Below are 22,619 nucleotides of genomic sequence, written 5' to 3'. Positions count from 1 at the left end.
TTATTTGCTTGCGCGTTATCAGCAGCCTGCCTCAGGCTTCGAAATTGTGCATATCCAGATTAGACAACTCTGCCTGTACCACCGGCGCCCGGCGTGCCATATCGTTGCGCGCTGCATCAATGCGTTCCAGGTAGGCCTGGTCTACGTCGCCGGTAATATAGTTGCCGTCAAATACCGACGTTTCAAAGCGTTTGATCTGCGGGTTTTCTTGTTGCACCGCGTCGACCAAATCATCAATATCCTGGAAAATCAGACCGTCTGCCTGAATAAGGTCAGAGATTTGGTCAATTTCACGTCCGTAAGCAATGAGTTCGTTTGCTGATGGCATATCAATACCGTACACATTCGGGAAACGAATTTCTGGTGCCGCCGAGGCAAAATACACTTTTTTAGCCCCTGACTCACGCGCCATCTCAATGATTTGCCCCGAGGTGGTACCGCGTACAATGGAGTCATCCACTAACAGTACGTTTTTACCTTTAAACTCAGAGGAAATCGCGTTGAGTTTCCGGCGTACTGATTTTTTACGCTGAGTTTGACCCGGCATAATAAAAGTACGACCAATATAACGGTTCTTCACAAAGCCCTGACGATACGGCAGATTAAGCGTATTAGAAATTTGCAGCGCGATATCCATGGAAGTTTCGGGGATCGGGATCACCACATCGATGTCTAAATCGGCCCACTCTTTGGCTATCTTAGCGCCGAGCTTTTTACCCATGTTAACGCGCGAGGCATACACTGAGATACCGTCGATAAACGAATCAGGACGGGCAAAATAAACAAACTCAAATATACACGGTGCAGTAACCGGATTTTGCGAACATTGCTGGGTAAACAACTCGCCCTGTTCGGTGATAAATACCGCTTCGCCCGGTGCCACATCGCGAATAAACTGAAAACCAACGGCATCCAGTGCAACGCTTTCTGATGCCACCATGTACTCTTCGCCCATTTCGGTAACGCGCTTACCCAGCGCCAACGGACGAATACCATTGGGATCACGAAATGCCACAATACCTAAGCCAATGATGGCTGCTACAACCGCATAGGCGCCACGCGCTTTATTATGCACATTGGTAACCACTTCAAAAATGTCTTTGGGTGACACGGTTAATCCTGACGTGCGCTGCGATAACTCGTGGGCAAAAATATTCATCAGAATTTCTGAGTCAGACGTCGTATTAATATGACGACGGGCAACACGCGCCACTTCTTGTTGTAAATCACTGGCGTTGGTCAGGTTACCATTGTGCGCAAAGGCAATACCAAACGGTGAGTTAACATAAAACGGCTGTGCTTCGGCAGAGCTCGACGAACCTGCAGTAGGATACCGGCAATGGCCTATGCCCATATTCCCGGTCAGACGTTTCATGTGACGGGTATGAAATACATCCCGGGTCAGTCCATTGTCTTTACGCAGATTAAACACACCATTATTGACTGTCATTATGCCTGCCGCATCCTGACCCCGGTGTTGCAATACTGTTAAACAGTCATACAGCGACTGAGCAACCGGTGTTTTACCAACAATTCCGACAATACCACACATATAGGTTACCTATTTAAGCGGGAGTTAAAAAACTGGAGCTGTCTTTTATATAACTAAAAAACCACTCAATTATTACTGCAAACTCTGGTACTAACACCGATGTCTGCCACCATTGTGACGACGCTGAGGGTGTAAATGTATCCAGAAAAAACAATAGCGCACTCACGATAAGTACGCCGCGTAATGCGCCAAAAACGGCCCCAAGGGCACGGTCGGTACCAGACAACCCGGTTGCCTCAACTAATTGGCTTATTGTGTAACTAATTAATGCACCCAGTAAGAGCGTCGCAATAAACAACACGGCGATAGCAGCGCCATTGCGTATGAGTTCATCTTCGATTCGGGTGAAATAAACAGCGAGGTCAGCATAAAATTGACTGGCGACAAACATGGCAGCAAACCATACTGCAAGAGATATAGCTTCTTTCACGAAGCCGCGCACCAAACTGATAAGCGTGGAAAGTGCTACCACACCTAGGATTGTGTAATCCAGCCAATTCATTTGATGATACTTACCCATCCTGTTAGCGATACAGCTAAAAAATCAGCATCGCGTGGAATTCGCGCGCATTCTACCAGAAGTCAGACTGATTACCAGTGTTCGACACCTGTGTTGTGTGTTGGTGTCAACTTAACTGTCCTGGTGATTAAAACCTTGTAAAAATTCATTGCTCACCTATTCAGGTGCCTGCTTAACCATTCACACTGAACTGCGTAACCTTGCCGCGCAGCCCGGTAATTTCCTGCAGGTGAGACAGCGCATCGTCCAGCTCATTTTTATTGAGATTAGGCCCTACAAATACTTTCGTGAGCGGGCCAGAGCTGGTCACAATGGGTCGGCTAAATGCCCGGTAACCGGCATTTTCGAGCTTATCTAACAGCTGTTTGACGTTCTTGGAATGCCGAAAGCTACCTAATTGTATTACCCAGCCATTACTCTGCCGGGCTTCATCAGGCGCCTCTATTACTGTTTGTGACGCAAGATCGTCCTGTTCTTCGGCAGCGTCCTGAGGAGCCGGGGTATCGGCGCTGGCGGTGGGCTGATCGTCTAACGCAGGCTCATCAACAATCTCTACAGGACGCTGAGCGGTATTTTTAACCCGCTCCTCCGGAAAGGGCTCCGGATTAACAATCGGTTTCTTATTGGGGGCCGCCGGTACGTTAACGAACACATCAGAGCTGCGCGATTTCTTACCATCGAGCATATCAGGTAAAAATATCACCGCTACGGCGACCAGGATAACCGTACCTACTAATCTGTTTTGTAACGCTGACGCCACTGTCTGAGTTCCCGTTGTTAGTTTTCTGTATTGTGCGGTAACGCCAGAATATCTGCAACCGTATGAAAAGAGCCAACCACTAAAATCAGGTCGTCGTTATTGGCAGCATATCGCGCAGTCTCATAAGCACTGACGACATCAGCGAATAACTGCGTTGCCTGACCCTCTGGCAACGCTTTTGCCAGATGCTCTGAACCAAGCCCCCGCGGGCCATGAGTAGAGCCCAGATACCATTGTGGGGCAAAGGGTAAAAAAGGTGCCAGAGATGCCGCCGGCGCTTTATCATTAAGCATAGCAATCACAATATGTAATTGTTGAAACGCTTTGGTATTGAGCCATTCCACCAGTGATTCTGTCGCCTGTGGGTTATGCCCCACATCCAGATAAGTAGCCGGTTGTGTGGCAATAAGCTGGCGCCGTCCTGGTAACGCGGTGGCAGCCACTGCGCGCTGCATACTGGCCTCACTGACCGCAAAGTCAGCATGTCTTAGCACCGCCATTGCAGTGGCCACATTGTTCAGTGGAATTGCCGTGTGAGGTAGTTCAACACTGAAATCACCGTGAGTAAATACCACACCTTGCGCGGCCGCGGCGATACTAAACTGCAGGCCGGCCCACAGGGCATCGGCATTGAGGTTTTTTACCGCGTCGTTTAAGGTTTCAGGGGGCGCGGGCTCACCAATCACTACTTTACCTCGGGGCCTGATAATTCCGGCTTTCTCGGTGGCGATCTTTTCCCGGGTGTCGCCTAACCAATCCTGGTGATCAAGACCAATACTGGTAATAACAGCGCAATCGGGGGCAATAATGTTGGTGGCATCCAGCCGGCCTCCCAGCCCCACTTCCAGAATTACCACATCAGCCGCCGCATCCATTAGCATTAACATAGCTGCCAGGGTGCCAAATTCAAAATACGTCAGGCTGGTATCACCGCGTGCTGTCTCAACGTGTTCAAAAGCAGCACAAAAGACAGCCTCTGATGGCAGCGTATTGTTGATCCGCACTCGTTCACGGTAATCAAGTAAATGTGGCGAGCTATACACACCAACGCTCAGGCCTTCGGCGAGTAAAGCGTTTTCAATAAGTGCTGAAGTGGTGCCTTTACCGTTCGTGCCGCCAACCGTAATGACGCGACTGGTAAAGTGAATATTGAGTTGACTGGCTACGCGGGCAACACGTTCCAGGCCCATATCAATTGTACTGGGGTGAATGGACTCAAGGTAACTGAGCCATTGCTGCAAATTTCTAGACATATTCAGGCCGTTGGCCCTGGTATTTAATCAGGGCGGTGTAGTTTGGCCAGCACGCTGTGCAACTTGTCGCGCATTTGGCGGCGGTCAACAATCATATCGATTGCGCCCTTTTCAAGTAAAAACTCACTGCGCTGGAAACCTTCCGGCAGTTTTTCACGTACAGTTTGTTCGATAACCCGTGGGCCGGCAAAGCCAATCAAAGCCTTAGGCTCTGCAACGTTAATGTCACCCAGTGTCGCCAGGCTGGCTGACACGCCGCCCATGGTTGGGTCGGTCATCACCGAAATATACGGCAAGCCTTTTTTGGTTAGTTTTGCCAAGGCGGCAGAGGTTTTGGCCATTTGCATTAACGACAGCAGCGCTTCCTGCATACGCGCTCCACCACTGGCAGAAAAACAAATGAGCGGCGAGTTTTGCTCAATGGCGGCGTTAACCGCGGCGACAAAACGCGCCCCCACTACCGATGCCATAGACCCGCCCATAAACGCAAACTCAAAGCTGGCAACAATAACCGGCATGCCCTTGAGCTTGCCCTTCATGACTATCAGTGCATCTTTTTCGTTAGTCGCTTTTTGCGCCGCGCTGATACGGTCTTTATAACGCTTGGAGTCTTTAAACTTGAGTATATCCTGCGGTTCCAGTTCGCTGGCCAGTTCCTGGCGGTCCCCGGCGTCGAGAAACGCATCAAGACGTTTACGTGCGCCAATGCGCATATGGTTGTCGCATTTAGGGCAGACTTCAAGTTGCTTTTCGAGGTCTTGCTTATACAGCATGGCCTGACATTCGTTACACTTGGTCCAAATCCCTTCAGGTACATTCCCTTTAGTAGACGTTTGGTTTTTTGGAAGAATTTTTTGAATCCAGCTCATGCCAGAGATATCCTCATTTTAGTAATCTTTACCGTAGCGCTTTGTACTGTTTGTTAGTGCGCTGGCAACAAGATTGAAAATTATGTTCTGCGGCGACTGCCAATGTGGCCCATATTAGAGCATATTCAAAGTAATAGCGAAAAGTAAAACTGGTCTAAGAAGTATAAATATTTATAACTGTAAACCTTGAGTTAGAGCGTTTCTTCAAAGGTTGGTTATTCACTGTACTGCGTGTGGTCAATTACCTGTGTTTGGTTAATACGGCGACGGGTTGCCCACTCTAGCCTAGCCCTCCGTACCCGGCCATTAAACGCGGTTTAGTTATCAGGTAAAAACAATGGGCCAAGGGTGGGTGCAGGCAAGCCAAACTCAGCAGGATAATCCACTGCCACCAGATATAAACCATTTGGCTTTGATGTGGCCGCCGCCACGGTACGGTCTTTCCCGGCCAGTAACTGAGCTATCCATTCAATGGGCTGGTGACCACTGCCCACCTCAATCAGAGAGCCAACAATATTCCGCACCATATGATGCAAAAACGCATTGGCACTAATATCAACAACGACGTAGTTTCCCTGGCGGCTCACCGTGACCCGGGTGACATTACGAAATGGGCTCTTCGACTGACACAATGCCGCTCTGAACGCACTAAAATCCTGTTCACCCAGCAACGCTTGCGCCGCCTCGTGCATACGCTGTTCGTTAAGGTCGCGGTGGACGTGGGTAACGCCATGGTGCAGTATTGCCGGGCGCATTTTATGATTGTAAATCACGTAGCGGTAGCGCCGGCCGGTAGCCGAAAAGCGGGCATGAAAATCATCACTCACCGGGGTACACCATTTTACCGCAATTGAGTCTGGCAGGTTTGCATTTACCCCCATGGTCCAGGCTTTGAGCGGGCGCTCTGCAGTACAGTTAAAATGCACCACCTGACCGGTTGCATGCACACCGGCATCCGTTCGCCCGGCACATTGCACTTCTACCGGCGTATTGGCGACGGTCGACAGGGCTTTTTCCAGGTAGCCCTGCACACTGGGCACTTCACGCTGTCGTTGCCAGCCAAAATGCTGGGCACCATCATATTCAATACCTAGGGCTATACGGGTCATCGTTTCACTGCTTTGGCTGACTTTGGGGGCGTAAGTTTACGTAATGACAGGCGATTGGGCAATTGCAGTCAGTGAATTTTACCATCTGTTCAAATTCACTGACTGCAAGCAACGCCAAAGGCGCTTAGCAGCTGGGTTGTGAGTGCTGCGTAAACGCCGTGCTACTGATGAAAATTCACCTCGCTGCTGGCAGCGTACCAGGCAAAAAGTGTGTAAATGGCGGTATTCACTTTTAGTGCTTCCTGATCAACCTTATCCAGGGTGTCATTGTCAGTATGGTGATAATCAAAGTAATCCAGGCCATCCGGAGCAAAGTTCACAGCCGGTTGCCCTGCTGCACCGAGCAGACTCATATCTGACTGACCTTTGGCGGTATTGGTTGGTGCCAGGGCGACGCCCATTGGTGCTAAATAGGTTGCAAAATCGCGGATCGAATTTAACGCCGAAGGCCCCACTCCGGGCTCCAACTGATAAATACGGCCATTACCAAAATCCCATTCCGCACCAATCATATGGTTACTGATATTGTCTTTGTGCCGTGCCACATAATCGCGTACGCCAACTAAACCTATCTCTTCTGCGGCAAATAGGATTACGCGAATGGTCCGTGCCGGTCGCGTTGGCATATTGGCGATGTAGTGTCCGGCCGCCAACACAATGCCAATTCCGATACCGTCATCTATTGCACCGGTGCCCACATCCCAGCTATCGATGTGTGCCCCCAGCGTAATGAGTTCGTCCGGCGACTCACTGCCGGTGACTTCACCAATAACATTGGCAATGGTCACGGTTTTACCAGTGGGTCCGCTGGCGTTTGTGGTTAATGAAAACTTCACCGGCTCTTCGCGGTGCAGCATATTTTCCAGTAAATCAGCATCCGGGTTAGACAGGGCCACGGCCGGAATTTTTTTAACGCCATCTTCGTAGCGCATCATTCCGGTGTGAGCAATGCGGTTAGTGTCGGTTCCCACCGAACGCATGACAAATGCCACCGCGCCTTTTTGCGCCGCCGCACTGGCACCAGCTACCCGTGCACCAACAGCCTTGCCATAGCCATGACCGTCGATATGGCGCTCCATGCGATAGCCGACGTAGGCAATTTTGCCTGTCAGGCTGTTTGCCGGGGCGTCCTGAAGGGCCTGCAAATTAGCAAAATACACCACCTCTGCCTCGACTGGCTTGCCATTGGTACCCACACTACCGCCCAGGGCAATAGCCACTAATTTGTGCGGATACGGCGCCGTGATACTCGCGCTCAGATCGCCGCGTTGCCATAGCTGCGCGTCGCTTTCTTCCACCCAGACCTTGTCGAAACCCAGTTGATTCATTTTGTTAACGGCCCAGTCAGTAGCCAGATCCGCACCGGGGGTGCCCACCATACGCGCACCCACTTCGGTGGTGAGTGATTCGATAAGCTGATAGGAGTGCGATGCAGCTGACACGTCTCTTTTGATCGTGTCGAGGGTGGTAACCTGTTGGTCTGAAAGCGCGGCTTGGCCCGGCAGCACGGCGCCAAAAATCAGGCCCGCTGCAACCACAAATGCGCCTGTTAACGAGCGCTGATTAACTTGTTTACGGCGACTATAGTCCATGTGTTGTATTCCTATTAATAACCAAATAAAAATGTCGCCGATAACACCGGGTTATCAGCGACAGGTATCAATGCATATAACGCCAGCGCGCTGCATAAACGTTGGGGATATTACTGGTTTGTCAATGAGTCAATCAGGCTGCGTGCTTCTTCCTGCTGCGCCTCAGAACCTTTGTTCATTACTTCCTCGAGCAGTTCTTTAGCTGCCTCGTGATCGTCCATTTCGATGTATACCCTGGCTAAATCAAGATTGGCGTTCTGGCCGGCATCTTTGTCGATATCGAACACATCGTCATCGTCATTTACGCCACTGAATTCACCCAGACTCACGTCCAGCTCAAGCTCGCGCTCTTCTTCTTCATCGAGGATATCATCGGCTTCTGCCATGAGGGTGTCGACATCAACATAGTCGTCTTCCTCACCAGGTGACGACATTGACTCTGTCTTATCGTCGGTTGCCGGGGCCAGGTCCGGGTCGCTCTCATCTGCTGTTTCACTGAACAGTGCATCGAGATCTAAATCCGGATTGTCCAGTTTCAGCTCTTCGTCCGCTTGCTCAGGCGATGTGTCAGACTCATTGCCTAACTCACCTAAGAGATCGTCAAACTCACTGTTATCGAGATCGTCCAGTATCGACAGCTCTTCTGCGCCGTCGGCGTCATCCAGCCAGTCATCTAACCCCGGAACGTCTTCGAGTTCATCGACCTCAATACTTTGATTTTTTGCTCTTGCCGGCGCGTCATTTTGTTCACCTGGCAGAACACCATCTTGTTCCTGTTCGAGCTCGAAACTATCAGCATCACTGTCGAAATCGCTTAACGCCTCATCAAGGATGTCATCATCGAAATCATTACTTGAATGCGCCTCAGTTTGTTCGTATCCGCCTGACAAAGATGGAATATCATCCATCATTTGCTTATCGAAATCAGCCAGTGCCTTTTCCAGCGGATCTTCATCGCTCTGTGACTCTTCAGGCTCTGGTTCTGCTTCCGGCTCAAGCTCGGGCTCTAATTCAGGCTCGGGCTCAGCTTCAGACTCCGGCTCAGCTTCAGACTCCGGCTCAGCTTCAGGCTCTGACTCCGCTTCAGGCTCTGACTCCGCTTCAGGCTCGGGTTCAGCTTCAGACTCAGACTCGGCTTCAGGCTCCGGCTCAGCTTCAGGCTCTGACTCCGCTTCAGGCTCGGGTTCAGCTTCAGACTCAGACTCGGCTTCAGGCTCGGGTTCAGCTTCAGACTCAGACTCGGCTTCAGGCTCCGGCTCAGCTTCAGGCTCGGGTGTGTCATCACTCTGTTCTAATTCTGCCAGCAGCTCTTTGGTTAACTCATCGTCAATATCGTCATCATCGTCGGTATCTGCGTTATCTGCCGGGCTTTCCTCAGTGCCTGCTTCGGCCTCGTCTTCTACGCCGAGCTCCTCGAGCAATTCATTGGTCAGATCATCACTGACATCCTGCTCAAACAGACTTTCATCAATATCTGCATCTTCCGGCAGTGCTTCATCGTCAATATCTTCTTCCGGTAACTCTGCTTCTAATTCGGCAAGTAACTCGTCTGATAATGGGTCATTAAATGCGTCAGCGTTTTCGATATTATCTAAATCGATGTCGTCTAAATCGTCGGTGATATCGTCGATACTGCGTAACTTGGCCTGATCGTCGACGGCGGCGGTATCGGTAGTGATTTCGTCCTCAGCAGCATCACTGTCGTCTTCGTCCTCGTCCCAATCACCCAGCAAATCGCCCATCATGTCGATCTGGTCCATTTCATCAATAATGCTGTCGGTCAGGCGATCCAGCTCCTGCGATTGCTGAACGATTTCTTCGTCCAGTTTTTCAAGCATTTCTTCGCCAACCGGGCCGTCTTCTATTGGTAACCTGGCTTCTTCAACTTTGTTTTGCTGGTTTTCTTCCAGCAAGTCATCGATGGATATCTCCGGGGTATCATCGTCGTCGTCAATGCTTGCTATGGCATCGTCAGTCGATTGTTCGGCAGCCAGCAACGCATCAATATCATCACTGTCGGTGAGTTCTTCTGCACTGTCATCGTCAGCATCTTGCTTGGGTGCATCAGTGCCGTCTTCGGTTTCGTCTGTGCCATCAAGCAGTGCTGCCAGCTCTTCGTCAGTAGCCGATTCCGACTCTTCAGTCTCATCGTCGCCGCTGTCAAACTCATCAAGCAGGTCGTCATCATCAGACAGGTCAATGGCTTCGTCACTGTCAGTTTTACTGAACTCGTCGTCAAACAGGTTATCAAGATCGTCCTGATCCAACGAAGAGTCACCGACGTCAAATTCATCGGTATCTTCCGGCACCAACATATCATCATCGAGGGAGTCAAAGCTGTCTTCTTCATTCAGCGACTCTTCCAGTTCAGATGACAACACATCATCGAGCAAATCATCATCGTTGAACAGCTCTTCATCCGAAAGCTCATCATCACCTAAATCGCTATCGACGGTGGTGGATAAATCGGCAATACCTTCTTCAGGCTGGCGGGGCGCTTCCTGCTCAGGTTGTTTTTTTTCTTCGCGGGTCGCAGGTTTACGCTTTACTAACCATACGGCCAACCCTGCTATCATTAATACGCTCAGTAAGCCGCTGCCGATGATCAGTGCCATTGGGCTGGTGAGCTTGTTCATCAGCGAACTTGAAGCTTCGGCTTCTTTTTCTGCGCGTTCCCTCATCAACAGTTCACGCAGCTCTTTTTGCAGCGCTAACTGCTCATCAACCTTAGCTTCTACATCTTCGCCAACCCGATTGCGCAACTCATTCAGATCTTCGTTTATTTTGTCAATGCGCTCGTACAGTTGTCGATTATCGTCAAGCAAGGCCTGAACACTGTCTATCGATAACGCAAACTGGTTGCGTAACTCTTCAAACTGACGGGCCTGCGACTGATCGATTTGCGAAAGCTGTTGTTCAATCTGGGTTTTGGTTTGGCTTAAATCATCCTGATTCACCAGTGGAACGGGCGGTTTGAGATTACGCAGGCTGTCGCCGGGTTGATTTGCCATACGCGCAAACGCGGCATCATCGGCTTCGGCCTTTTGACGGGCCTTTTCCTTATCTATGCGGGCAATATAGCGTTCTGAGGGGAGCCGTAGCGTTGCCCCGTCGACCATTAAATTGAGGTTGCCTTGTTCAAAGGCATCAGGATTAAGTTCGTAAATCGCCACCATAACCTGATAAATAGACAGGTTCGGATTCTGCCGGTAACGATTCGCAACCCGCCACAAGGTATCGTCGGAGTCAATCGGGCCAAACACTACGCCGGAATACTGATTGGTAGCGTCTTTAGGTCCTCGCAGCGGAGTACTTTGTGCTGCAACCGGTTCGCTCATCATGCTGGATAGCATTATTAGTAGCAAGCAGCCGGTTAAATGCAATTTCATAGCGTTCCTTTTTTGCCCTAAAGCGTCATGCGACCTGTAGCATTACTGGTTCACATTCGCAAATGCCAGCAGCGGTATCATAGCGCGGACCACCTGGCGTGTTTGTTGTTATGTTGGCAATTTACCCGTATTTATCAGGGTACAGTAACCGTAAACCAACCGATGGCAGATCACCGATAACTCGCTCTGATGTGTGTTTACGCGTTTACCGTATTTTGTTCTTATACAAAATATAAACCAGTTACCCGAGTCGATCTAGAAAATGTTGCAAGTAGATGACCGGTACTGGCTTTAAATCGTTTTCCGGCAGTTTAAAACCAACAAAAGCGGGAACCGGCCCGCTTTTGTTATTATCGACCACTGTGGTCAGAAGTTTAGTCCCTGTTTTAATGCCGCTGGCACCATAAACAAGTGTGTTGAGCGACTAATTATAAATAATCGCGAACCAACACTTCAGCAATTTGTACGCTGTTAGTGGCTGCACCTTTACGAATATTGTCGGAGACTACCCACATATTGATGCCATTCGGATGGGTGATGTCGTTACGAATACGTCCCACATGCACTTCATCGTTACCACTGGCACTGCTTACCTGCGTCGGGAATTCCTCGCGGGTGCCATACACTTTAATGCCTGGTGCCTTGGCTAACAGTTGTTTAACCTCTTCAGCGTCAATCGGCTGGCGGGTTTCAATATGAATCGCTTCACCGTGACCAAAGAAGACCGGTACCCTCACAGCGGTAGGATTCACCAAAATGCTCTCATCGCCCATGATTTTCTTGGTTTCCCAGGACATTTTCATTTCTTCTTTGGTGTAATCGTTGTCCATAAACACATCAATTTGCGGGATCGCATTAAACGCAATCTGGCGGCTGAAGGCTTCTGGCGTGATTTCACGTGCGCTGAGTAAATCCGCAGTTTGCTTGGCCAGCTCTTCCATTGCCGACTTACCCGCACCTGATACCGACTGATAAGTACAGACGTTAATGCGTTCAATACCAACAGCATCCTGAATGGGCTTTAACGCCACCAGCATCTGAATGGTAGAGCAATTCGGGTTAGCAATAATGTTGCGATTACGAAAATCAGCCAGCGCCTGTGGGTTAACTTCTGGCACGACCAACGGAATATCCGGCTCGTAACGGAAATGTGAGGTGTTATCGATAACAATACAACCGGCTTCCGCTGCGCGTGGCGCAAATTCTGCAGAGACACTGCCGCCAGCAGAGAAAAAACCAAACTGAACCTGGGTCCAGTCAAACTCAGCGGCATCCAGTACTTCTACTTCTTCGCCCTTGAACGTAATCGTGCCGCCGGCCGAACGTTTACTGGCTAACGGATACAGCTTAGCGATCGGAAACTTCCGTTGTTCCAGAATTTCAATCATGGTCTGACCAACCAGACCTGTGGCACCAAGAACGGCTACGTTGAAGGCTTGTGACATAATAGGTTGTGCTCCTAATACACTAACTTGCTTGGCAAACATTTGCCATTAAAAAAACTGACGGTAATCATTCTGTCGTTATTTTAGGTTAAAGCCTAACTGTGCAAGCTGCGCTGCGACCAAAGGCTGCGCCTGAGTCAGCCCATCGACCTGATGACCCGCTATTTCACGGCGAATACCATACGCTTTACGCATTGCACTGAAAGTTTCAGCCCCGGTCATTCCCTGACGAAAGTTATTATTATCGTTAGTCACGTCATACACCGACAAAGCCAGTGATAATGCGGGGGCAAGATTGTCGCTTTGATCGCGGCATAATTCAAGGTCAAGATGCAAATTTGGCCGTTCAGGCAGAAAATCACTCAGGGTTTTATCTGCTGTGATGCCCAGCAGCTCACAAACAGCTTGATAAACACGCTGTGTACCGAGTAATTTGCCTTCAATGCTGTGCCCGGCAATATGCGGTGTCGCCAACCACAAAAGGGGCAGCAACTCCATATCAATGCCGGGTTCATTGGCAAATACATCAAGTACCACAACGGGCGCATCGTCTGCCATCAAACGCTGTTTCAGCGCGGGCTCGTCAATCACTTCGCCACGACAGGCATTAATCAACAGCTGCTTACAATTAAGCTTACTGAGTACCTGCTCATTGATCATAGCCTCGGTAGCGTAATCACCGTTACGGGTAAACGGCACATGCAACGTAATTACGTCGCACTCTTCAATGCGTTGCCAGGAGACAAAGTCACGCGGATCGCCGCGCTCTTGCAGGGGCGGGTCGTACAGCACACAGGCAATCCCTAACACCTCAAGTAACTCAGCCAGGGCAGTGCCCACGAATCCCGCCCCAACAATACCAACGGTAGCATTGTTTAAATTGGTAATCTGCTGCTTATGGGCATTAAACAATACGCTAAGTACGTACTCTGCAACTGCCTGAGCATTGCAACCGGCAGCCGACATCCAACGGATCCCGGCACGGTCAAGATAGGCGGTATCAAGGTGATTAATGCCCGCCGTGGCGGTGCCCACCAGGAGCAATCGGTTAGCACAACTGAGCAGTTCAGCATGCACCTGAGTGGTAGAGCGTACGGCAAGTACATCCACACCGATGAGATCTTCGGGCTTGAGCGTACCGGTATCAAACCCCTCGGCATGGCCGAGCGAGGAAAAGAATTCAGCCGCCAGGGGCAATGAGTTTTCGTAGCGTATTTTCATAAAGCGCAGTGTATATTAAGTGCCAATAGTTCTGAAAAACATTTTGTTATAGCTAAAAACTAAAAAACCGGAGCATCTGCTCCGGTCTTTCATATCATCGACAGATATCGCTGATTATTGCTCGTAGCGTTTCATTACCAGCGAGGCATTGGTGCCACCAAAGCCGAAGCTGTTCGACATCACCGTATTGAGGGTAGTCTCACGGGTTGACGTCACTACATCCAAACCAGCGGCCGCTTCATCGAGGTTATCGATGTTAATTGATGGCGCGATAAAACCGTGCTTCATCATTAGCAGGCTGTAAATAGCTTCGTTAACGCCGGCTGCACCCAGTGCGTGGCCAGTCAGCGATTTGGTAGATGCCAGAGGTACACCAGAATCACCAAAGACTTGCTGAATGGCGGCCAGCTCTTTTACGTCGCCAACTGGCGTAGAGGTACCGTGGGTATTAAGGTAATCAATAGGTGCATCAATACCTTGTAATGCCATTTGCATACACCGTACTGCGCCCTCGCCTGATGGCGCAACCATGTCGAAACCGTCAGAGGTAGCGCCGTAACCAACCACTTCACCGTAAATCGTTGCACCGCGCGCTAAGGCGTGCTCAAGCTCTTCAACCACAACCATACCGCCACCGCCGCTGCTGACGAACCCATCGCGGTCAGCGTCGTAGGTACGAGAGGCTGTTGCCGGATTATCGTTGTATTTCGTTGACAGCGCGCCCATGGCATCAAACTGCCCTGACAGGGCCCAGCTTAATTCTTCGCCACCACCGGCAAAGATAACGTCTTGTTTACCCAGTTGAATAAGCTCAAGCGCATGGCCGATACAGTGGGCACTGGTGGCACACGCCGACGAAATAGAATAGTTAACGCCCAGTATTTTAAACGGCGTCGCCAGACATGCTGATACGGTTGAGCCCATGCAGCGCGGTACCATGTAAGGCCCGACGCGCTTAACACCCTTTTCGCGGATCACATCGGCCGAGCCGACCTGATTTTCAGACGACCCACCACCGGAGCCGGCCACGATTCCCGTGCGAATATTGGAGATCTGGGCTTCTGTCAGGCCGCTGTCTTCCACCGCTTGCTTCATGGCGATATAGGCATACGCTGCCGCGCCGCCCATAAAACGCAATATTTTACGGTCGATATGGTCTTTGAAGTCAATGTCGACATTGCCCCATACCTGGCTTCGCAGGCCCATTTCAGCAAACTGTTCGGAAAAGGTAATACCAGATTTGCCCGCTTTTAAAGAGGCTGTAACTTCATCTTGATTGGTGCCAATACTGGATACGATACCCAGTCCTGTAATAACTGCTCTTCTCATAATTATCCTTTTGCGTTAGTGCCGCCTATAGTAATGATTTTGAGACACTAAGTGGTCTGCTCTTTTGCGACCCTTTTCTACGTGATTTCGCAGCAAATTGCCACCTTTACCGCGCTGTTTTTATTAAGCTTGGTTATATTGTAGTGGATTTCAAGGGCAATATCGGACTGCGCCAGCAAATAACGGGTTGTTGATGACAGCGCGAAGCGCACTTTTTTACCCTATTTACCTAAGCTCGCAGGCGTATTATCGTTGCTGCAACGCGCACCTTGTAAAACACCAGCCGACGAAAACACGCCTCCATACCATCAATAAGGGTCAACAGTCTGGCGCAATACTGTTACTATACTGCGTCTTTTTTTACTTACTATTACACCACATCTATGACCAACCGCCTGCGCACTGCCAATGTTCATTTTAATTCTCTGGGCACCCCGGTAGCAGACAGCTTTGATGATGTTTATTTTTCGAATGACAGTGGCATTGACGAAACCCGGCACGTGTTTATTGACGGTAACGATATCACGCAGCGCTGGCAAGCCTGGCAGCAGCCCCATTTTGTTATCGCCGAAACTGGCTTTGGTACCGGCCTTAATTGCCTGATCACCATGGCACTGTTTAAACAGTTCCGAGCGGCAAATCCATCGCACCCACTCAAACGTCTGTTTATCGTCACCACCGAAAAATACCCGATTAACGCCAGCGATTTACAACAGGCACTGGCAGTGTTTCCTGCCGTGGGCCCGCAGGTAAATAAACTCATTGAGTTATATCCTGCCCCCCTGCCCGGATGTCACCGCCTGGCGTTCAGCGAGTGGCACACGACTATCGATCTGTGGCTTGGCGACATCCACGACCTCCTGCCACAGTGGCATTGTCCGCACAATGGGTTGGTTGATGCGTGGTTTTTAGATGGTTTTGCGCCCAGTAAAAACCCCGATATGTGGAGCGACACCTTATTTACGCAAATGGCGCGACTGAGTAAACCAGGTGCAACCTTTGCCACCTTTACTGCCGCCGGAATCGTAAAAAGAGGGTTAAAAGCAGCGGGTTTTAGCATTACCAAACGTAAAGGTTTCGGGCGCAAGCGGGATATGCTCACCGGTGAGCTCGAAACGCCACCAGCGCGGCGCACTAACGCGCCATGGCATTATCGCTATCCCACCGAAACCGCCACAAACAACGAGCATATTGCTATTGTTGGCGCGGGACTGGCCGGCAGCAGCCTGGCCCTGGCGTTGTGTACACGAGGTATAAAGGTATCGCTGTTCGGCCATGGTCCGGGGCCGGCCGATGGCGCCTCTGGTAACCGGCAGGGCGGGCTGTACCCGCAATTACAGGCCAGTTTAAGTAATCCGGCGCAAATTCAGGCCCATGGTTTTTTATATGCAAAACGCTATTACGATGCGCTAAGCGCTGCGGGGCTGGCCTTTGAACATGACAATTGCGGAGTATTACTGCTTGGTTTTAACGATGAGGTAAAACGTCGCCAGCAAAAGCTCATCAACAACGACATATGGCCTGAGGAACTGGTCACAGCGGTCTCGGCCGAACAGGCCAGCGAGTTAAGCGGTATTGGGTTATCTGACGGCGGTTTGTTTATTCGCCAGGGCGGCTGGATTTGCCCCGCCCAGTTGGTTGCAGCGCAGTTACAGGCGGCGCGGGATACCGGCTTGCTTACTGAACATTACAATGCCCGGGTAACGCTGGCAGGCCTTGATGACACCGCACAGGTCACCCGTGGCGATACTGTTTATTTAACGGCGGGGGAGCAGCGATGGCAGGCAAACCGCGTTGTGCTGGCATCGGGCCATGAATGTGCCGGTATTGACGCGCTGGCCCATTTACCACTGCGCCCGGTGCGCGGTCAGGTAGAGGCATTGCCGGCCCAGGCGCCAATTAATCAGTTGAAAACCGTGTTGTGCCATAAGGGCTACCTGACGCCTGACTGGCAAGGCCGTCATGCTCTTGGTTCCACGTATGTTAAAGGCGATACCGATACAACACCCAGAGAAGCAGAAAGTACCGAGAACCTGGCCATTCATGCCAAAGCACTGGCGCACTATGACTGGTCATCAACGCTGACCCACGACAATCACGCCAGAGCAGCAATACGTCTTGGCACTGCCGATCATCAGCCGATTGTAGGAGGGGTAATAGCGCCGCAGATAATTACCGAACGGTATGAGGATCTGTATAAAGGTAAGCATGTAAACAGTTACCCTGAGGTCAGTGACGCACAGCGGTTGCTAGTGCTAACCGGGCTTGGTTCGCGTGGCCTCACCACCGCCCCGCTGATGGCTGAAGTGCTTGCCAGTCAGCTGAGCCACGAGCCCTTACCCATGAGCGAAACTCTGCTGCAAGCGCTGGCACCCGAGCGTTTTCAACTACGTAACTTACGCCGCCCGGTGCAATAATGGCAGGGCGAACGTGAGCGGGTGTTTAGCCGGGTCATTGTTATGCGGTTATGCGCCAGCCGCCTCCGCAAAGCTCTAAAGTCAAGGTTACAGCTTGGCGACCTCAGGCGGTAACAATGCGCCCGGATATAATCAGCGGTAAGATTTATCCTTTGCTGAATTTAATGCGCCCACCCATACTGTCGCTTTCATTGCCATCACTGGGAATGAGCGCATCGGCGACATAATACGGAATTAACATTTGCGCACTGGCCACCACTGAATGTGACTCAATACCTATGATCCGGGCATTCACCATTACCCCACCCTGATGCCTCGCCATAGTGCCGGTCAGCACAAATTCCAGAGGTAAGTTCGTTTCCAGTTCCAGGTAATCGCGGGTTAACAGAAAATCACCTTCCGGTGTCACGCGGATAAAGTCGGTGGCTTTAAAGTCGATAACCGGTATACGAAATTTATGTAACTCGTGGACAAACGATTCGGCCATCTGCTGACCCAGTAAATTGGTTTTGTTAAGCGCTGAATCAAGTAATGCAAAATGGGTGACGCCCACCGGAGTCTGGTTATTGACCACCTCCATATTGGCGACCAAATCCTGAGTCAGCACTTTGACGTAGTCACCAACGTGCTTGCTTAGAGGGCGTCCTTTATAGGTTCCCTGTACGCTTGAATACACCGGTGGCTGGCCGAGCAGGCCGTATTGTTCTGTCTCATCGGCTACCACTGGCGCATTATCTGGCGCAGGCCGATCGAGGGCCGTAATATCCATCACCGACAAACGGTTGGCCGGGCCTGATTGTGCCGCTTCTTCATCCAGGCTCTGACACCCCATCTGTGCCAGGGCGGCAACCAATACCGTGCTGAGTTTTAAAACCTTACCCATAACCATTACCCTTTATTCTCTGTGCGATATAACCGGCCGTTTCGTGACGTAACTTGCTCTGTTTGCCAAAACAACTCCGCCGGAAAAAAACGCGTAGCGGCTGCCACAACGTCTCGGGTTTGTGCATCAATAATACGTGCATTGACAATGGCACCGGCTTCCTGATGCACCAGCGTACCGGTAATAAAATAATCGATGCGGCCCATCGCGGTCAGTAACTCGATGTCTCTGGACAATACACGGTCTGAACGGTCGCTGACGATAATATCCTGGGTTAGGCGAAACTCTTGTGCCGTAAAGCCCCGCTTGGTCGCCTCAGTGAGCAAGCCTTCCTGCAACTGGTGACCGAGTAATTGCAACGGATGCTGCAGGTTTTCATTATAGGCGAGCGAATCTACCGGCACAAAGCCGGTAACAGCATAACGAGACTGGCGCACCGGCCGCAGGTTAGCAAACAGCTCATTGGCCAGCACATAGGTATGGTATTCGACATTGCCCAGAGCGGCGTCGGGCACCTGTTCGTTGATGAGTTCGATATTGTCGGGCGCTGAACTGCAACCGCCTGCATTGCCCAGCAATAATATGCCCAGCAAACCGATGATTTGCGTCGCTTTGCGCTGCACAAAAATTGTCATGTGTCGATCCTGCTCTATCTTGATATGGCAGGGGCTGCAATAATCACACCACTTTAAAACGTAATGAAAATTGACGGCGCCGCCCGGAAAAGGCGACTTCAGGTACCATCAATGGCAGCCTGGCGGCAAAGTTATGCCTCATCAACGCAGGAAGCCAGCAGTTTTTGCCACAGGGTAAACACAGCCTGCTGATCGGCTTTTTCCAATTCGTTGTTACTAAAGGCCTGGTCGAGGCTATGTTGCATATTGCTGGCTAATTGCGTCAGGTTGGCCGTGCTATCGAGCTCAAGTTTGCGCGCTTCTACGGCAAAGTGGCCCTGCAGGTAACTGGCAATAAACAGCTCGTCGTCGCTACCGTGATCAACTACCGCATCAAGCGATTGATCAATCTTCTCGACGAGGGTAACAAATTGCGCCGGTGCCGGTACGTGTTGCTGCATAGTGTCTCACTTTCCTCAATTAAATGTTAACAATAAGGGGGATCAAGTGGCCCCTCCTCCATCAGGCAGGCTGACTTGTACTGATCTGCTGCGAACCAATGAGAGATCGTGGCTATTTTAACGGATAGTAAACCCGATCGTCATACCCGGTTATCACAGCTACAATACCGCCTAACGCCTTATCCAAAGCGTCGTCGCCCGTATCAGAACGCAGTGGCCGGCCATCGAGTTGCTGTAATTTTTGTTTACTGGCGGCAATATAAAAATTGTCACGCCCGATAGCACGCAACACCGCCGGACTCAGTTGCTGATTGCCACGACCAAATACATGGCCCTGCCCGCCAATAGCGGTAATCATTAACCGGCTGGGCGTGTTACTGACCAGCTCAAGTAACTGCGCGGCGGTAACATCTGCGGCAATGACGCTGCCGTGTTGAACAACATCAACGCCCAACAGCGTATTTGGCAGTTCAAGGCGAGCCATCACCTCAGCCATCGTAGAGCCCGAGCCAATCACGTAAAGGTAGTCGGGCTCATCAAGAATAATCTCGCTTAAATATTCAGCAATCTCATTGACCACCATCGACTCGTCTTCACGACCGCCCATTTTCACCGACTGCACGTAGGTCAGCTCATCCGGTACCTGCATTTCGCCAAAATGACGGGCTTGTACCTTACCCTGGCGAAAGGCTTGCTCGTCGATATCCCGAACCTCGGCCTGTCGCACGCTGACTAACTCGCCCGTGAGCATTTTGGCCACCACTTCACCAGCCGCAGAAGGCGTAACGGCGTAAACGCCGGAATGAATTTTACAGCCGGCCGGCACGCCCAGCACGGGTACACTGTCCTGCACGATATGACAGACATTGCGCGCTGTGCCATCGCCTCCGGCAAATAAAATCAGATCGACACCGGTGTCAACCAGCGCCTGCACGGCTTGTTCGGTATCTGCCGCTTGCGTAACCTCGGTGTTGCTGGTGTAAACCACCTGATGCGGCAAATCGAGTGAACCACAACACTGAGCGCCCATTTCGCCACTGGCAGTGAATATGGTCACCAGCTGGGCGACATCTTTTATCTTAACCAGCGCCCGGCGCATTTTATCGTTGGCCTGCTTAGCCGCCCCCATGGCCAGCGCCTGGGCCCGTATCGCGTCACCGTCGCTGCCTTTTAAAGCCATGGCGCCGCCAATGCCTGCAAAAGGGTTAATCACCACTCCCAGTCGAAATACGTTAGTCTCACTGCTCATTAGGGTACTCCCTGGCCAGCCAGTCATTGGTGAGGGCCGGGCCGTTAAACTGGTGTCGCAACGCGTCGATAAACCTCTCTGCCCGATGGGGGAAGCCGTGCTCCATATACTGTTGCAACTGGGCACGCACGCGCCGGGTAAACCCTGCCCGATCAGGCTCTACGCCATTTAAGTTGTCGGTGCTCACCTGAAAACGACGACCTGCCGCGATTGTCATGGCCCACTCCAGTGCCTGGGGTTTTATTTCAACCTGTTCAAAGGCATGCTGCTGGTCGGCATCACGGCCGTCAGGACAATACCAATAACCGTAATCCTCCAGCAGGCGGCGCTTGTCGCCGGCAATACACCAATGCGCTATCTCATGCAGCGCGCTGGAAAAATAGCCATTGGCAAACACTATCTGATGATAGTCACGTACTGCCGCGCCAGACGCTGCAGGGCTGCTTAAAGCCGGTTGCGCATCATGCTTTGTATTACTACTGGCAGGCACGTAGATCGGCTCATCACCGCCTTTTATTAATCGCGTGTTGTAGGTGGCATAGAAGGTTTCATCGAACAACGCCATAAGCGGCGCTACATCCGGGTCTGGCTGTTCCTGAACTTTCTGTGCACTGTGGGCAACGACATACTGCATACGGGTGATAAATTGTTCTCTGAGCCGAAATTACGGTTGGTTAAGGCCGCGCAGAATAGCAAAATCTGCCTGACGGCTCCAGATTTGTTAGTCTGTTTAGGGTAATATAGTGTATCTGTATTATTACTCTATTTTGCACAAGGATGCTCCGTGGTCGATGCGATAATTGCCCATTTGCAGCAGGTAAACAAGCGGCGCACCGAAGCCGAGAACATGCAGTTATTACGCCCTATCCAGGCCCTGCAGCAGTGGCAGTGCGAACGATTGCTGGCGACTCACGCACAGATGGCGCAAAAGCCGGCCTATGCCAAAGCCATGGATTTTTTTGTTGATGAACTCTATGGTCCGAAAGACTTCAGCCAGCGTGATGCCGATCTCATGCGGGTCATACCTAAGCTCGCTAAAGCCTTACCCAATAAAGCCATGCAAGCTATCGAACAGGCCCTGTGGCTTAACGCATTATCGTTTGACTTAGACATGGCCGTTGCCGCGGAATTGCGCCGTGAGCAGCCGCCTGATGGTGAACCACTCAATCGCACCACGTACGCAAATGCCTATCGGGCTGTAGGCCGTAACGCTGATCGCGAACAGCAAATTAAACTTGTTGCCGGTTTAGGCAGGCAACTGGCCGATGTGGTTCGCATCCCCGGGGTCGGCTTGTTGATAAAACTGTCGCGCCGGCCGGCTAAACTGGCAGGCTTACTGAGTATGCACGAATTCTTACAACGCGGTTTTAGCGCCTTTAAGGATCTCGGCGATGTAAGCGCCTTTATCGAACCGGTGGTCGCAACAGAAACCGAACTCAATGCCAGGCTACTTGATAGTCGGGTTGACCTAACGACGGAGAACCCGCTACCTGATGTCTGATTTGAGCCCGTGGCAATATGCCAACCCGTTTGTGACTGACTGGGTCATTACCGCCAACGACATTGACCACTATAATCATGTCAATAATGTTGCCTATTTAAGCCAGCAGGAGCGCCTCGCCTGGGCGCACTCCCATTCGCTGGGACTGGGCTTTGAGCATTATCAACAGGCAGGCAAAGGCATGGTAATTTTCCGGCATGAGCTTAATTACCTCAAACCGGCCTTTTTAGATGACACCTTACAATGCGCCACCTGGATTACTGACTGCGACGGCAAACTCTTGCTGACCCGTGAGTTTCAGTATATCCGCCAAAGCAGTGGCGAAACGGTATACCAGGGACGCACGCAATTTGCGTGTATAAAACTCGACAGTGGCCAACCCAGTCGTATGCCTAAAGCCTTTGCCGATGTGTATATGCCGGCCTGCGTTCCCCGCCCCACAGCCTGAAACAGAT

The 22,619-nt window shown here is 51.1% G+C and carries 19 protein-coding genes; 3 read left to right on the top strand and 16 right to left on the bottom strand.

Annotated elements, in window-relative coordinates; all coding sequences use genetic code 11:
- Positions 1 to 31: 31 nt before the first annotated feature.
- The 11 genes from purF to fabB all read right to left on the bottom strand — a co-directional run bounded on the left by purF (position 32) and on the right by fabB (position 15,039).
- Positions 32 to 1,552: an amidophosphoribosyltransferase gene (gene purF, locus OIK42_RS07710; RefSeq protein WP_273639567.1), complete on the bottom strand. Its 1,521-nt coding sequence runs from the start codon at positions 1,550 to 1,552 to the stop codon at positions 32 to 34.
- 13 nt (positions 1,553 to 1,565) lie between these two features.
- Positions 1,566 to 2,054: a CvpA family protein gene (locus tag OIK42_RS07705; RefSeq protein ID WP_273639566.1), complete on the bottom strand. Its 489-nt coding sequence runs from the start codon at positions 2,052 to 2,054 to the stop codon at positions 1,566 to 1,568.
- Between the two features lie 190 nt (positions 2,055 to 2,244).
- On the bottom strand, positions 2,245 to 2,832 hold the full coding sequence (locus OIK42_RS07700) for an SPOR domain-containing protein (protein WP_273639565.1): 588 nt from the start codon (positions 2,830 to 2,832) through the stop codon (positions 2,245 to 2,247).
- 17 nt (positions 2,833 to 2,849) lie between these two features.
- Complete coding sequence (gene folC, locus OIK42_RS07695; RefSeq protein ID WP_273639564.1) at positions 2,850 to 4,085, bottom strand: bifunctional tetrahydrofolate synthase/dihydrofolate synthase; 1,236 nt, start codon at positions 4,083 to 4,085, stop codon at positions 2,850 to 2,852.
- A gap of 23 nt (positions 4,086 to 4,108) precedes the next feature.
- Positions 4,109 to 4,954, bottom strand: coding sequence for an acetyl-CoA carboxylase, carboxyltransferase subunit beta (accD, locus tag OIK42_RS07690; RefSeq protein ID WP_273639562.1), 846 nt, complete (start codon positions 4,952 to 4,954; stop codon positions 4,109 to 4,111).
- 317 nt (positions 4,955 to 5,271) lie between these two features.
- Positions 5,272 to 6,063: a tRNA pseudouridine(38-40) synthase TruA gene (gene truA, locus OIK42_RS07685; protein WP_273639561.1), complete on the bottom strand. Its 792-nt coding sequence runs from the start codon at positions 6,061 to 6,063 to the stop codon at positions 5,272 to 5,274.
- A 161-nt stretch (positions 6,064 to 6,224) separates the two neighbouring features.
- Positions 6,225 to 7,655 carry a M28 family peptidase gene (locus OIK42_RS07680; protein WP_273639560.1) on the bottom strand — a complete coding sequence of 477 codons (1,431 nt, stop codon included), beginning with the start codon at positions 7,653 to 7,655 and terminating at the stop codon, positions 6,225 to 6,227.
- 110 nt (positions 7,656 to 7,765) lie between these two features.
- Positions 7,766 to 11,044 carry a FimV/HubP family polar landmark protein gene (locus tag OIK42_RS07675; protein WP_273639559.1) on the bottom strand — a complete coding sequence of 1,093 codons (3,279 nt, stop codon included), beginning with the start codon at positions 11,042 to 11,044 and terminating at the stop codon, positions 7,766 to 7,768.
- A 428-nt stretch (positions 11,045 to 11,472) separates the two neighbouring features.
- On the bottom strand, positions 11,473 to 12,489 hold the full coding sequence (locus OIK42_RS07670) for an aspartate-semialdehyde dehydrogenase (RefSeq protein ID WP_273639558.1): 1,017 nt from the start codon (positions 12,487 to 12,489) through the stop codon (positions 11,473 to 11,475).
- A 78-nt stretch (positions 12,490 to 12,567) separates the two neighbouring features.
- A complete protein-coding gene (locus OIK42_RS07665; RefSeq protein ID WP_273639557.1) occupies positions 12,568 to 13,710 on the bottom strand; it encodes a 4-phosphoerythronate dehydrogenase in 1,143 nt (380 codons plus the stop codon).
- Positions 13,711 to 13,824: 114 nt separating this feature from the next.
- Positions 13,825 to 15,039 carry a beta-ketoacyl-ACP synthase I gene (gene fabB, locus OIK42_RS07660; RefSeq protein ID WP_273639556.1) on the bottom strand — a complete coding sequence of 405 codons (1,215 nt, stop codon included), beginning with the start codon at positions 15,037 to 15,039 and terminating at the stop codon, positions 13,825 to 13,827.
- 383 nt (positions 15,040 to 15,422) lie between these two features.
- Between fabB and mnmC the strand changes: the two genes are divergently transcribed.
- Entirely contained in the window at positions 15,423 to 17,456 is a 2,034-nt protein-coding gene (mnmC, locus tag OIK42_RS07655; protein WP_273639555.1) for a bifunctional tRNA (5-methylaminomethyl-2-thiouridine)(34)-methyltransferase MnmC2/FAD-dependent 5-carboxymethylaminomethyl-2-thiouridine(34) oxidoreductase MnmC1, read from the top strand.
- A gap of 145 nt (positions 17,457 to 17,601) precedes the next feature.
- Here the strand turns inward: mnmC and OIK42_RS07650 are convergent, their stop codons facing one another.
- The 5 genes from OIK42_RS07650 to OIK42_RS07630 form a co-directional block, all read right to left on the bottom strand.
- Positions 17,602 to 18,339: a FlgO family outer membrane protein gene (locus OIK42_RS07650; protein WP_273639554.1), complete on the bottom strand. Its 738-nt coding sequence runs from the start codon at positions 18,337 to 18,339 to the stop codon at positions 17,602 to 17,604.
- A gap of 5 nt (positions 18,340 to 18,344) precedes the next feature.
- On the bottom strand, positions 18,345 to 18,974 hold the full coding sequence (locus OIK42_RS07645) for a FlgO family outer membrane protein (RefSeq protein ID WP_273639553.1): 630 nt from the start codon (positions 18,972 to 18,974) through the stop codon (positions 18,345 to 18,347).
- Positions 18,975 to 19,105: 131 nt separating this feature from the next.
- Positions 19,106 to 19,414 carry a YfcL family protein gene (locus tag OIK42_RS07640; RefSeq protein ID WP_273639552.1) on the bottom strand — a complete coding sequence of 103 codons (309 nt, stop codon included), beginning with the start codon at positions 19,412 to 19,414 and terminating at the stop codon, positions 19,106 to 19,108.
- 112 nt (positions 19,415 to 19,526) lie between these two features.
- Positions 19,527 to 20,663: an ATP-NAD kinase family protein gene (locus OIK42_RS07635; protein ID WP_273639551.1), complete on the bottom strand. Its 1,137-nt coding sequence runs from the start codon at positions 20,661 to 20,663 to the stop codon at positions 19,527 to 19,529.
- Complete coding sequence (locus tag OIK42_RS07630) at positions 20,653 to 21,297, bottom strand: elongation factor P hydroxylase (protein ID WP_273639550.1); 645 nt, start codon at positions 21,295 to 21,297, stop codon at positions 20,653 to 20,655. The genes OIK42_RS07635 and OIK42_RS07630 overlap by 11 nt, the downstream gene beginning before the upstream one ends.
- Positions 21,298 to 21,447: 150 nt before the next feature.
- On the opposite strand from OIK42_RS07630, the gene OIK42_RS07625 reads away from it, so the two are divergent.
- On the top strand, positions 21,448 to 22,164 hold the full coding sequence (locus tag OIK42_RS07625) for a DUF8198 family protein (RefSeq protein ID WP_273639549.1): 717 nt from the start codon (positions 21,448 to 21,450) through the stop codon (positions 22,162 to 22,164).
- The gene (locus tag OIK42_RS07620; RefSeq protein WP_273639548.1) at positions 22,157 to 22,612 is read left to right on the top strand and encodes an acyl-CoA thioesterase; all 456 of its coding nucleotides are present in this window, start codon (positions 22,157 to 22,159) and stop codon (positions 22,610 to 22,612) included. The genes OIK42_RS07625 and OIK42_RS07620 overlap by 8 nt, the downstream gene beginning before the upstream one ends.
- The last annotated feature ends 7 nt before the right edge of the window (positions 22,613 to 22,619 follow it).

Source organism: Alteromonas gilva (assembly GCF_028595265.1).
Lineage (GTDB): Bacteria > Pseudomonadota > Gammaproteobacteria > Enterobacterales > Alteromonadaceae > Alteromonas > Alteromonas gilva.
This window is presented reverse-complemented; position numbering and strand designations above follow the sequence as displayed.

Excerpts from the sequence above, each read along its gene's own strand:
- OIK42_RS07640 (WP_273639552.1), bottom strand. The coding sequence starts at position 19,414 with ATGCAGCAACACGTACCGGCACCGGCGCAATTTGTTACCCTCGTCGAG.
- accD (WP_273639562.1), bottom strand. The coding sequence starts at position 4,954 with ATGAGCTGGATTCAAAAAATTCTTCCAAAAAACCAAACGTCTACTAAA.
- OIK42_RS07665 (WP_273639557.1), bottom strand. The coding sequence starts at position 13,710 with ATGAAAATACGCTACGAAAACTCATTGCCCCTGGCGGCTGAATTCTTT.
- OIK42_RS07630 (WP_273639550.1), bottom strand. The coding sequence starts at position 21,297 with ATGCAGTATGTCGTTGCCCACAGTGCACAGAAAGTTCAGGAACAGCCA.
- OIK42_RS07705 (WP_273639566.1), bottom strand. The coding sequence starts at position 2,054 with ATGAATTGGCTGGATTACACAATCCTAGGTGTGGTAGCACTTTCCACG.
- purF (WP_273639567.1), bottom strand. The coding sequence starts at position 1,552 with ATGTGTGGTATTGTCGGAATTGTTGGTAAAACACCGGTTGCTCAGTCG.
- mnmC (WP_273639555.1), top strand. The coding sequence starts at position 15,423 with ATGACCAACCGCCTGCGCACTGCCAATGTTCATTTTAATTCTCTGGGC.
- OIK42_RS07670 (WP_273639558.1), bottom strand. The coding sequence starts at position 12,489 with ATGTCACAAGCCTTCAACGTAGCCGTTCTTGGTGCCACAGGTCTGGTT.
- fabB (WP_273639556.1), bottom strand. The coding sequence starts at position 15,039 with ATGAGAAGAGCAGTTATTACAGGACTGGGTATCGTATCCAGTATTGGC.
- truA (WP_273639561.1), bottom strand. The coding sequence starts at position 6,063 with ATGACCCGTATAGCCCTAGGTATTGAATATGATGGTGCCCAGCATTTT.
- OIK42_RS07675 (WP_273639559.1), bottom strand. The coding sequence starts at position 11,044 with ATGAAATTGCATTTAACCGGCTGCTTGCTACTAATAATGCTATCCAGC.
- OIK42_RS07650 (WP_273639554.1), bottom strand. The coding sequence starts at position 18,339 with ATGGGTAAGGTTTTAAAACTCAGCACGGTATTGGTTGCCGCCCTGGCA.
- OIK42_RS07645 (WP_273639553.1), bottom strand. The coding sequence starts at position 18,974 with ATGACAATTTTTGTGCAGCGCAAAGCGACGCAAATCATCGGTTTGCTG.
- folC (WP_273639564.1), bottom strand. The coding sequence starts at position 4,085 with ATGTCTAGAAATTTGCAGCAATGGCTCAGTTACCTTGAGTCCATTCAC.
- OIK42_RS07680 (WP_273639560.1), bottom strand. The coding sequence starts at position 7,655 with ATGGACTATAGTCGCCGTAAACAAGTTAATCAGCGCTCGTTAACAGGC.
- OIK42_RS07620 (WP_273639548.1), top strand. The coding sequence starts at position 22,157 with ATGTCTGATTTGAGCCCGTGGCAATATGCCAACCCGTTTGTGACTGAC.
- OIK42_RS07635 (WP_273639551.1), bottom strand. The coding sequence starts at position 20,663 with ATGAGCAGTGAGACTAACGTATTTCGACTGGGAGTGGTGATTAACCCT.